General features: G+C 51.7%; 6 protein-coding genes. 2 read left to right on the top strand and 4 right to left on the bottom strand.

Annotated elements, in window-relative coordinates:
* Window positions 1-16: 16 nt before the first annotated feature.
* Genes H6585_14135 through H6585_14125 form a run of 3 tightly spaced genes read right to left on the bottom strand, consistent with a single transcriptional unit; the run spans window position 17 to window position 2,987 of the window.
* The gene (locus H6585_14135; GenBank protein MCB9449469.1) at window positions 17-910 is read right to left on the bottom strand and encodes an NAD kinase; all 894 of its coding nucleotides are present in this window, start codon (window positions 908-910) and stop codon (window positions 17-19) included.
* Complete coding sequence (locus H6585_14130) at window positions 907-2,319, bottom strand: hypothetical protein (GenBank protein ID MCB9449468.1); 1,413 nt, start codon at window positions 2,317-2,319, stop codon at window positions 907-909. Before H6585_14130 ends, H6585_14135 begins: the two co-directional genes overlap by 4 nt.
* Before the next feature lie 5 nt (window positions 2,320-2,324).
* The gene (locus H6585_14125; protein MCB9449467.1) at window positions 2,325-2,987 is read right to left on the bottom strand and encodes a CBS domain-containing protein; all 663 of its coding nucleotides are present in this window, start codon (window positions 2,985-2,987) and stop codon (window positions 2,325-2,327) included.
* Window positions 2,988-3,080: 93 nt separating this feature from the next.
* Here H6585_14125 and H6585_14120 point away from each other — a divergent pair, with 93 nt between their 5' ends.
* Both H6585_14120 and H6585_14115 read left to right on the top strand, forming a co-directional pair.
* Window positions 3,081-3,794, top strand: a complete 714-nt coding sequence (locus tag H6585_14120; protein MCB9449466.1) for a pyridoxine 5'-phosphate synthase — start codon at window positions 3,081-3,083, stop codon at window positions 3,792-3,794.
* Entirely contained in the window at window positions 3,791-4,555 is a 765-nt protein-coding gene (locus tag H6585_14115; protein MCB9449465.1) for an alpha/beta fold hydrolase, read from the top strand. Before H6585_14120 ends, H6585_14115 begins: the two co-directional genes overlap by 4 nt.
* Here H6585_14115 and H6585_14110 read toward each other — a convergent pair.
* The gene (locus H6585_14110) at window positions 4,548-12,713 is read right to left on the bottom strand and encodes a gliding motility-associated C-terminal domain-containing protein (GenBank protein MCB9449464.1); all 8,166 of its coding nucleotides are present in this window, start codon (window positions 12,711-12,713) and stop codon (window positions 4,548-4,550) included. The genes H6585_14115 and H6585_14110 overlap by 8 nt on opposite strands.
* Window positions 12,714-12,812 lie beyond the last annotated feature (99 nt).

Raw genomic sequence — 12,812 nt, 5'->3', positions numbered from 1 at the left:
CGTATCGGAGTGCAAATCAGTTACGCTTATCCATCCCCCACATGAGTTTATTCCTCAATGTGGAGAGAAAACTTTGTCCTTTCAAGCGCACGAACTGAATGCTGAAGGTTTCCCGTTTGACCGTCATTTCAATCCCCGTGTTCATGGTCACCGATCGGGAGTCAAGGGTTGCAAGGAAGGAATCGTGGCGACCTTCGACAACCAACTTGATGACAGAGGAATCAGGAACGATAATGGGTCGCATGGTTAGGTTGTGCGGAGCAATCGGGGTGATCACAAAGTTGCCGGTTGTGGGGTGGATGATTGGTCCTCCGCAACTCATCGAATATCCGGTTGATCCTGTGGGAGTAGCGATGATCAGCCCATCAGCCCAATACGTATTCAGAAATTCGCCATCTACCCATGTGTGAATGGCGATCATGGATGAAGTGTCTTTCTTGTGAACCGTGAATTCGTTCATGGCGAAGTTCAGGTCCCCGAACAGGTGTTCCGGGTCATTCATTTGAAGCAAACTTCTGTTGGCCAGGAAATAGTGGCCGGCAAACAATTCCTGCATGGCCCAGTCCACTTCCTCCTTGGCAATACTTGAAAGAAAGCCAAGTCTGCCGGTATTGATACCCAGAACGGGAATACCCGAGTCACGGATCAGGCTGATTGTTTCCAGCATGGTACCATCCCCGCCCAGACTGCACAGGAGGTCGGCATTTCCTTTCAGGTTTTCATGGGTTGAGAATTCGCTTGATTCTGCAACATCAAGCCCTTGTTTCAACAATTCTTCCTTGAATGGCTTATAAAAAACCAGGTTGATTTTTTTCTCACGAAGGATGGCAAGCAAGCGGGCAACATGAGGGATGGCATCATTTCCGATATGAAGTCCATACAGGGCTATGTGTTGAATAACAGCTTTCATATAGGGGCTGTAAAGTGAAGAAAGATACCGTTTTCGCCGAACCTGTCAAAGGCATATTCAATGCGAAGAACTTTGTCGTAATAAGTCACCAGATCCAGGCCCGCACCGTATCCTGTCATCAGTGTATTGGTCAGAGGCCCATCGTAGTATCCCCGGGGATCCCTAACATATCCTGCATCGCAAAATACGTTGGCGTAAAGGGCCAGGGAGACCTTGTTGAATTTGGGTGCGGGTATGAATGAAAAGGTTTTGATGAAGGGCTGGATCAATGCAAATTTAAGATTGCCCCTGGTCAGCCAGAAGTTTTGTCCGTCGGCCACCTTCAATTCATACGCGCGTACATACAGGTTTCCATACCCAAGCCCGCGTTGTATAACAAATGGTTGCCGGGAGGCATCCGAAAGTTTGGCGCTGAAACTTCCTGCAGCAAACCATCTGTTAGATAGTTGTTTGAATCCTTTTATGGTGGTTACTGCATACGAATGATCCACGGATTGATCGGCGAAAACCCCCAGCCCCATTTTGACCAGTTCCAGATCGATGAAGTATCCTTTCAGTGGATAAGGCTTGAAGTCGCGGTGATCATGCCGGAAATTGTAAGACAACGACATGTATTCCAGGTGTTTTCTTTCCTCACCCAGGTATTCGGGATTCAGCTGCATAAGGGTATCGGAGATCTGGATGTTGCTGTATTTTACAAGGAATGAATGCGTGGTATAGATATTCTTCCGGTGTGTATATGCCAGGTCAGCCGACAGGTTTTGCCTGGGATACAGCCCTTCATCTTTGTAAAAAAGCGGAATACCCGCTTCACTGTTGTAGGTGACTTCGCGGTTGCGTGAAAAAGCAAAAGAGAATTGCAGACCGGATGTTTGTTTTTTGTTGATGTACGGTATGCTGTATGCAAGACGGTATTGCTCGCTGTAGCCTAGTCTAACCCGAAATGTGACGGTTTCTTTGCGCCCCCGGAAGTTGTAGCGAACCAGGTACAGCCCATAGTAAGTCCTGGATAGGTCTTTGGTTTTCCACCATACGTTAAAGTTGCGATCGGCTAGTTCGAAGATCGGCATGGGCCAGGTGTACCACCTTTCTTCCATGTGAATACGTACATCCCATTGATGGGCATCCAATGGAATCGAGTCGATGGTCACATAATTGAATAGGGAAGTGTTCAACAGGTTGTTGCGACTGCTTTCTTTCAACCTGGACCATTGGTCTGAATCCATGGTGTCTCCTTCAGCGAATGTCAGTTCCCGCAAAATAATCTGCGGTCGTGTCACTTTGTTTCCTTCCAATAAAATGGACCGGATCCTCACGGATGTGTCGGTGTTCTGACCGTACCCGGCGATAGCCACCAAACACGAAACCATAAGAAAGCCTGCAAGACGCAAGGTCTTCAATGACAGCACGTGCTTCAGATGTTTAGATAATTCATCAATTGATCATACCGGTCTTTCAGTGTATCACCCATTTCGCTTTCGTGATAGGATGCCTTGATGGTATAATCATGTCTTTCCAATGACGCCAGAACACGGGTAATATCTGTTCTGTTGAGTTTCAGGGTCAGTTCAAGTTTGGTGGAATCCGATGGTGAAGTGATATATGAACTGAGGATCTTGGTGTCGTTGCCTTCCACAATATGTGCGATCTCCGACAAGGAGTAGTCGTTGGTATTCAGGTCCAGCACCACAATACCCCCGGGTTCACGTATGGAAGCAATGGATGCCATCTTTTGCACCAGGTGGTTGAGGGTGATGTTGCCCAGGTACCGGCTCTGATCATCCAATACAGGAAGCAGGCTCAGGTTCTGTTCTGCCATCACTTTGATGACCTCATAGAAGTGTACGTCTTCCAAAACATAAGGTCGCACCAGGGTGAGTGAGTGATTGCCAAGCGGACTGTCGGGCGCATTCAGGTCAAGAATATCAGCCTCTGAGATCAACCCGAGGAAGTCATGGTGGTTCACAATGGGAAGATGGTGCACTTTGAGTTCGTCCATCCAGTTCAGCGCCTTGATTCCGTTATCTGAAGTTTTGAGCGGTGGTATTTCGTCTGTGATCAGGTCGCGTGCAAGCATGGGTGGGTGAACTTTGATACGCCAAACTTACTAATTTTTTTAGCTTTGGGCCGGTTAGTAAAGGGTTTAAAGTACAATTCCGATAAGCAACATATGACAAAGCTGAGTGTCAATATCAACAAGGTAGCCACCCTGAGAAATGCCAGGGGAGGCAATGTTCCGGATGTGGTTCAGATAGCCGTTGATTGCCAGCGGTTCGGGGCACAGGGTATCACGGTGCATCCCAGGCCGGATGAACGTCATATCCGCTATGCTGACGTACACGATCTGCGCCCGGTGGTGAAAACTGAATTCAATATCGAAGGGTATCCTTCCGAATTATTCATGGAATTGGTGGAATCGGTGAAACCCGAACAGGTGACACTGGTTCCGGATCCCCCCGATGTACTAACCTCCAACAATGGCTGGGACGCCCGTTCCAACCAGGAGTTATTGAAAGATGTTGTGTCGAGATTGCAAGCAGGTGGCATGCGGGTTTCCATTTTCATGAATGCTGCACCTGAACAAATGGAATGGGCGGCCAAAACCGGCACCGATCGCATCGAGCTGTATACCGAATCGTATGCATCCGGCTACGCAAATGATCCTGCCGCCGCCATCGCACCCTTCCGCTTGGCAGCACAGGCAGCTGCCGATGCCGGCCTTGGCATCAACGCGGGGCACGACCTGAACCTGCATAACCTCCGCTATTTTCATCAACACATACCCAACCTGCTGGAAGTGTCTATCGGGCATGCGCTTATCTCCGATGCCCTTTACATGGGCTTGGAGAAAACCATACAGTCGTACCTGGAGGCCCTCCGATGAAACTCATGCATTATACTTTCGGCGAAGGTCCGACGGTGATCATCCTGCACGGTCTGTTTGGTTTTTCAGACAACTGGCAAACCATTGCGAAAACAATGGCGGCCGATTTTCACGTGGTTCTGTTAGACCTGCGCAACCATGGACGCTCACCTCATGATGCGGCCTTCGATTACGATTGCATGACGGCGGACGTAATCGAATTCATGAATGACAAAGGCATCTCCCAGGCGTCTGTGGTCGGGCATTCCCTCGGTGGAAAAGTGGCCATGCAACTGGCGGTGACCGAACCGTTACGCATCAACCACCTGGTGGTGGTTGACATTGCACCGAAAGCATATCCGGTACATCATGGCCCCATCATTGAAGCCCTTCGCTCGGTGCCGGTGAATACCCTTCAATCCAGAAACGAAGCGGATGCCATCATGGCAAAGAAAATCCCTGAGTTCGGCGTGCGCCAGTTCTTGCTGAAAAACCTGTATAGGGATGAACAAATGAAACTGGCCTGGCGGATGAACCTGGATGCCATTGAGCACCACATTGAAGAAGTGGGTCGTGCACTGGATGAAGACACCTTTTATCAGGGTCCCGTTTTGTTCATTCGCGGTCGTCGGTCAGACTACATATCAGACACTGACGAGGCGGACATCCTCCATCATTTCCCGCAGGCAAGGATAACGACTGTGGAAAATGCCGGACATTGGGTACATGCAGATCAGCCGGAAGTCGTACTGAGCTTGCTGAAGGAGTTCCTTCTTACTTGACCACCGTTACGTGTCCGATGTAACTGTGGGGTTTGCCGAAGCAATCCCGCGTGATCACCATCCATACGTACACGTCTTCCTGAACAATCTCCGTTCCTCCGTTGGCTGTGCCTGGCCATCCGTTGCTGTTATCGGTACAGTCATTCGTGATGTAGATCTCATTGCCCCAACGGTCGAAGATGTACATTTCACATTCGCACACACCGATCATTTTCGGGAAAAACAGTTCGTTCTTGCCGTCTTTATTCGGGGAGAATGCATTCGGGTTATAGAATGTATACTCACCCCTGATATGCACCGGTTTTACCAGTGTATCGGTACAGCCATACATGTTGGTGAGGATGAGTGTTACGTCATACCACCCGGTATCATCATAAGTGTGCAACGGGTTCTGTATGTGTGATTCATCACCATCTCCGAAGAACCAGTACCATGCATTCGGGTCTATCGACTTGTCGGTGAAATTGAACACCGGGTTCAGGATGGATTGTTCGGGCGGATCCACTGTGAAGTATGCAGTGGGCCTGTCCCAAACATTCACCGTTAGTGTGGATGACATACTGGTGTCGCTGCTGCAACCCATCGGAGACATCACCCATAGGTTAACCGTATAGGTGCCCGATGAGTAATAGGTGTGGATCGGGTTCGGAAGGTCGGATGTGGTTCCATCACCGAAATCCCAATAGTATGTTGAATCGTTGGTGGACTGTTGATTGAAAGAAACGGTTACCGGCACACAACCCTGCGTAGTATCTGCGGTAGCGATTACGTCAGGAACAGGGAATACTTCCAGGGTGCGTGTTGCCGTGGCCGTGCAACCGTACTGATCGGTTACCGTCAGCAGGATGGTGAAGGTGCCTGTATCGGTATACAGGTGTACCACATCTCCACAAATCCGGGCGTTGGTTCCATCGCCGAAATCCCACAGACAATCAGTAATGGAACCGGTTCCGGTATAGAGGAAATAGGAAGAATCCCCTTCACAGGCATTGTTTGCTGTGAAGTCTACGGTAGGACCGGGGATATCGATCAGGCTGTCGGCATATACGCCGGTACAACCATTGGCGTCGGTTACGGTCAATTCATAAACACCTGCGCCGAGTCCGGTGATCAGGCTATCGGTTTGCCCGTTGCTCCACAGGTAACGGTAATCAGGTGAGCCGCCGGATACGAATGCGGTAAATGATCCATTGGTACGCTCGCAGGTTTCGGGTTCCCTGATTACAGATATAACGATGGAGTCAGGTTCGGATACCCCTACGGAAATCGAATCGGAACAACCGTTGGCATCGGTCACTGTCACCATATAAGTGCCTGCTGTAAGTCCGGTGGCTGCCAGGTTGGTTTGGGCTGGAATAGAGTTCCACAGGTATTGATAAGCAGGTGTACCTCCGCTGGCCGTTACCACCGCGCTGCCATTGGCACCACCATGACAGGTAGCCGGAATTGACCGAATGGTCAGGGACAAAGCCGCGGGTTCTGTGATGGTGGCGGAGATGGAATCCGAACATCCTTTGCTGTCGGTCACGGTCACCGTGTAGCTACCGGCGGTCAGGGATGTGGGGTCTTCCGCATGTGATCCGTCAGACCAGTCATACATGAATGGTGCGTTACCTCCCAGAACGGTAAGGTCAATTGCACCATCACTTCCGCTATTACAAGAGACAGGCGTTTCTGTAACACCCAGGGTCAACAGACCCGGTTGCACCACCTGTGCTGAAGTGCTGACCACGCAACCGTTGGCGTCGGTCACGGTCACTCCGAATCCACCGGCAGTCAGGCCTGTGATTTGTATTCCGGTGGCCCCGGTTGACCATTCGTAGGTATAGCTGGGTGTGCCTCCTGATGCCAGGATTGTAAGTATACCCGAACTGTCTCCGTAACAGGCTACGGTATCATTGATGACCGAGGCAATCAGTTGTGTGGGCTCAGTAAGTGTAATTTGGGCGGTATCCGAGCAACCGAGTTGGTCGGTAACGGTAACCACATAAGTTCCGGCGGTAACACCCGTCAGGTCTTCTGTCGTTTCTCCATTGCTCCAGATAAATGTATAGCCAGGTGTGCCGCCTGTTACGGTCTGGTCGATCAGACCGGTGTTATCACCGGCGCATGTGAGAGGAGTTGTAAACAGCACCGATGACGGTGATCCCGATTGCTGAATAGCTACGCTGGCAGTATCCAGGCAACCGTTGGCATCGGTTACCGTAACGCTGTATGGTCCGTCACACAACCCGGTGATGGTCGGGGTGGTGCCTCCGTTAGACCATAGATAGTCGAACGGTGACGTGCCTGAAGCACTTACGGTAGCTGTACCGTTGCACATGTTACACGTGGCTTGGGTACCACCTATTGTCAGTACCGGGAGCGGGTTCACGAGCACGGTGCCGCTGGCAGTGGTTTGGTTACCGTCGTTATCCGTCAAAGTAACGGAGTACGTGGTTGTGGTGGTCGGACAAACGCTGATCGGACCTGATGTGGTGCTCGTTATGCCATTGTCCCACGCGAACGAATAGGGTGGAATTCCGAAATCCGGATATGCTTCGATGGTGGTGCAGGATCCTATACAGATTGTATCGTTGTTCATGCTAACGGTGGGCATACAACCGTTCACCACGGCAACGGTGTCCGCCAGGGTACATCCGTGCGCATCGGTAATGGTCACGGAAACACTTCCGATTGGCAACCCGGAAATGGAGGCTGTTGTTTCTCCACCGGACCATGCATAGGTGTAGTTGGGTGTACCACCGCTAACGGAAACAGATGCTGTACCGTCCGGACCTGCGCAGGTAACAGTGGTGCTGCTGATCACATCCGACAGTTGTGTGGGTTCTCCCAGGGTGCCGGTGGAGGTGATTTGGCATCCGTTGGCATCGGTGACGGTTACCGTGTAGGTGCCAGCAGCAAGGCCGGTGGCATCTTCAATTGTAGCGCCGTTGCTCCACAGGTAGGTATAGTTGGGTGTTCCGCCGCCAACCGTCAGATCAACCTTGCCGCTGTTGTCACCAAAGCACATCAGGTTGGTGCCCACATTGCTTTCGGTCAGAGGATCGGGTTGGTTGATATCAATGGTGGTCACCGCCTGGCACCCCAGGTCGTCATGCACAGTCACCCCGTACGTGCCGATGCTCAGACCGGAGCGATCCTCTGTGGTAACTCCATCGTTCCAAAGATAGGTATAGGGAGGTGTGCCGCCCAGCACCGACAAGTCGATCGTGCCGTCCGACAATCCGTTGCAGGTCACGTCTGTTACCGTATAGATCAATGGGGCAGGTCCGCCAACGTCATCCACGTTCACGGAAGCGGTGCGTTTACAACCGTTGTTGTCTGTAACGGTTACCTGATAGGTTCCGGATCCGACACTGCCCAGATCCTGGGTGGTTTGCCCGTTGTTCCAGAGATAGGTATAGGGAGATGTGCCACCGTTCACTGTCAGATCAATGGAACCGTCATTGTTCCCGCAGGAAGAAGACGTTGGGGTTCCACTTGCGGTGAGTGCAGTGGGTTGTGAAACGTAAGCAGAGGTCACATCGGAGCAACCGTTGTTGTCGGTCACGGTTACTGTGTAAGTACCAATGGGCAGTCCCGAAATGTCTTCGGTGGTGCGGCCATTGCTCCAGGTGTAGGTGTAACCGGGTGTACCTCCCGATACCGTAAGGTTGACGCTACCGGTTGAACCTCCGAAACACAGCACATTGTAGGGTGTGGCAGTCAGTGACAAGACGGTAGGCTCGGTGATTGTTTCGGTGACAATTTCCGTACAACTGTTGTTATCTGTAATGGTTACGGTATAAGTACCAGCGGTTAACCCTGAGATATCCTGGGTGGTTCTGCCGTTGCTCCACACATAGGTATAAGACGGAGTTGCGCCTGACACGGTGAGGTCTATGCTACCCGCCGCGTCACCCGAACACACATTGTTAACCGCTGTTGTGGATGTGGTGAAATCGGTAGGTTGGTTGATGGTGCCGTTGATGCTCTTGCTGCAACCATGGCTGTCTGTAACGGTGACCGTATAGGTTCCGGCTGCAACACCGGTCAGGTTTTGCGTGGTTCTGCCATTGCTCCATACATAGGTATAGCCGGGTGTACCGCCGGAGCGGGTGAGTGTCAGCGACCCGTTGGTGCCGCTGAAACAAGAAGTATTCGTTGGCGTGAGTGAAAGGCTGATGTCGGTGGCTTGTCCGATGGTTCGTGAAATAACATCGGTACAACCGTTGTTATCGGTCACTGTAACCGTATAGGTACCTGCGGTCAATCCGGTGATGTCTTGTGTGGTTCTGCCGTTGCTCCATACATACGTGTAACCGGGTGTGCCTCCTGAAGGAGTGAGATCGATGCTGCCTGTGGCGCCCCCGTAGCATAGTGCAGCGGTACCGGTTGCAGTCAGACTGATGTCCGTGGGTTCTCCAACGGTGAGCGTAATGGTTTCATCACAAAGGTTCACGTCAGTTACAGTCAGCGTATAGGAACCTGCGGTCAGGCCGGTGATGTCTTCGGTGGTTTTGCCGTTGCTCCAGATATACGTATAGGGTGATGTACCGCCGGTGGTGGTGACATTCAGACTGCCGTTGCTTCCGCCGTTACAGGAAACATCCGTTGGTGTGCCTGTCAGGCTGATGTCACATACGCAAACGGTGACCGTATCGGTGATTACTTCATAACAATTGTTCTGGTCCCACACATACACGGTGTATATGCCATCGGTCAGGTTGGTTCTGTCTTCCGTGGTGGCCCCGTCATTCCAGACGTAGGTAAACGGAGGGGTTCCACCGGTAGCCGTCACATCTATGTTGGCAAATCTGCAATCGATGGCAGTGCTGACATTGATGGGAGGAGACGCATTGATACTGGCTGTCAATACTTCAGTACAACCATTTCCATCGGTTACGGTTACCGAACAGTTTCCACCTCCGAGGTTGTTGATGGCCTGGGTGGTTTGTCCACCGCACCACAAGTAGGTATAGATGGGAACCCCACCGGAAGGAGTTACAGTTGCCGTACCATTGGCTACGCCGCCGCATGCATCTGTAGAACTCAGGGTTACGGTGAATGCATCGTTGGAACTGATGGTTAACGCATCGGTATCGGAACAACCGTTGTTATCGGTTACGGTCACACCGCACGTTCCGGGTGAAAGTCCGGTTGCGATGGCGGTTGTTTGTCCATCACACCACAGGTATGAGAATGGTTCAACAATGGGTTCACAGGAAACGGTGACATTGTCGAAGAAATATTGTTCAAGGTTACCGTTTGCGATGGCGCGTACAATGATCCTCACGCATCCCCCGTCCGGGAGGTTGGATGAAAAAGTCTGAAAAGTAGGATACACCGTTTGTGCGGTGTCATCATTGAGCAGAAACAGGGGTTGTTCCGCACCTCCGTCCACCGTATAGTACACGTGGAAGTAATCGTCCACATCCAAGTCGGACGTACCGGCAACATCAATGGACATGGTTACATTCACACAGCTGGAAATATCGATGCATTTGCTGGTCCAGGTAACCTCACCATTCATATCGCGTCCTTCGAAATGCCCGTTTCGTACTTCCCACCAATCAATGGAGGAGCTACCTCCCACCGTCCATTTCGCAGGTGTTCCGCTTCCTGTTTTGGTACCATTGGTATACCCTGAAAAGTCTTCTGTGTAGTAAACGGTGGGAGGACCGGTGGTATCAATGGTTCCACCGCTTACTTTTGCCTCTATCGTACCGGTAAAAGTGCCGTCACATGCAGTTGAACTCAGGTCATCAAGTTCAACGGTCAAGGGATTGGGTGTGTTGATGGTGACGGATGCTGTTTCGGTGCATCCGTTGTTGTCCGTTACAGTTACCGTGTAGGTACCTGCGGTCAGCCCGGTTGCTGTGGCATTCGAACTTCCCGACGACCAACTGTATGTGTAGCCCGGTGTTCCTCCTGATGCGGATACGGTTGTGGTGCCATCCGTGCTACCGGTGCAGGATATATCGGTTCCTAAAACGGTCAGTGTGAGAGGGGTCGGCCCGGAAACAGTAACAACTTCAACCAGGTCACATCCGCTGTTATCCGAAACGGTGACCGCATAAGAACCTTTGCACAGGCCCGACATGCTGTTGGAGGTAGAGCCGTTGGTAGGATACCAGGTATATGTATAGGGCCCGGTTCCTCCCGCAATGCTAACACTGATATTTCCATCGCAGTCATCGGAACAAACAACGGCATCCGGTGTGGTAGTGAGTACCAGGGGGTTGGGTTCAACAAGTGTCACTTCGCCGGCTTCCGGGCATCCGCCTCCGTCATCCACCAGCACAAAATAGGTGCCTGCGGTTAGACCGGTAACGGTGGCGGTGGTCATTCCACCCGGGCTCCACGAATACGTGTAAGAACCGCTACCGCCGGTTGCGGTCACTCCAACCGATCCGTCGGTATTGTTGCACCACGACGGGTCAGTTGAGTTCAGGGTGATGGTGATCGGGGAATTTCCTTGAACGGTTACGCTGGAAACGGCAATGCAGTTGGCGTTGTCAAGCACGGTCACGGTATAGGAACCCGGATCCAGTCCGGTGATCGTGGAAGTGGTTTGACCGGTATTCCACAGATAGGTGTAAGGGGCTTGGCCACCGTTCGGTGTTACGGATGCGATACCCGGACCGCCCACGTATGCGGTGTCGCATACCATTGTACCCGGCATGGTGTTGTTGGCAGGAATCTTTGCTCCCAGTACCGTATCACCGTCACAAACGGTTCGCAGATCGGTGCAACTCACACACGTTGCGCAGCCTGAATCGCACCAACCATTGGTTGAGGTGCCTCCGCATCCGCCGGAAGATGAGCTTCCGTTGGCACATCCGTCGTAAATGGTAAGTGCGTTGCAGTCCGCACAGGGAACGGTACATGTGATTTTTGCTTGTTTTCCGTTGATTACCACCCATTCCAGGAATGTTTTGTTCACCCCATCGGATGTTACCATGGAACCGGTGCCGCACTCGGTAAGTGTTCCTCCGCAGTTGGCATCACTTTTTGCCATGGTTAGTGTCATGTCACAAGGGAGGCATGTATCCGGGCTCACTACAAGGTCAACAACCGTGTCGTTACAGTTGGGGTTGTTGCATGATTTGGCGATGAGTGTTACCGTGAAAGTTCCGTGGTACGGATAGGTATAAGAAGGGTTGGAAACATTGGACGTATCGTTGGTAGCGGTGGGGTCTCCGAAATCCCAGTGATAATCACATGCCCCTGAACTCAGGTTGGTGAAATCAACCGTTGTGGTGAGACAGTTCACTGTGCTGCCCACGGCTCCGGCCACCACGTCCCGCTCGCATTGCAGCACGTTGAACTGAAAATCGCGCTTGGTTTCGCCGAGGTACACGCCATTGCGGTATTCTTTGACACAAACGCCTACAACGAATTGTCCTACCGTGTTGGGTGTTCCGGTAAGCAAACCGGTCACCGGATCAATGGTAACCGGTGTGCCACCCATGAGGTTGCTCAGGCCGTACGGTGCTTTCCACGGAACGGACGTATACGGTGGGTTGTTCGGTGGTTGCGGCTCGGCGGGGTTGGAACCTGAAGTAAACGGATTACATAATTCATAAACCAGCGAATCACCATCCGGATCTGTGGCGGAATGGTCATATACCAGATCAAACCCCCGGCAGATAAATACCGGTGGCCATTCATTGATGATGGGGTTGGCATTGCAGACCCCTTTTGAAATATCGGGTATGTTAGCGGTATAGGTGGCACCCACATTGCTCGGGTTCACCAGGTTCACGATGGTTTGGTTTCGGCAACAGCGCTGGTAAGAGAGTTGGTATCCTCCCGGGATCGGGGGAAGTGTTACCGTTGCGGTATACGTGGTGCGTTCATAGCAAACATTGCCGGGTACCACCACGCACGGGTCGGGTGCTTCGGGGGTCAGCAATGTTTTTGATACGAAGGGGATCCATAGTGTTTGTACCAGGTTGTTGTTGGCGTTGAAGATGCCCACAGCAGCGGGATTATCGAAGTCGGGTACACCGTTGTAGCAATCCCGGTATACCGTCAGACTGATCTTGTATTGATCGTTGCCCAAACAATCATAGTTCAGTTCACCTCCCACGATATGGGTGGCGGATGCCCTGAAGCCAAGTCCCAAACCCAGAAACAACAAGACACACTTCAGCCATACGTTCCTTCTCATAGCCCTGTTCTCCATGCTTAATTATACGCGGGAATCCCTGATTCGTTACTAAAAAATGCGCGTCAAAAATGCGACGCAAAATTGCAGATTTTAGATCGC

Source organism: Flavobacteriales bacterium, assembly GCA_020635855.1.
Classification (GTDB): domain Bacteria; phylum Bacteroidota; class Bacteroidia; order JACJYZ01; family JACJYZ01; genus JACJYZ01.
This window is presented reverse-complemented; position numbering and strand designations above follow the sequence as displayed.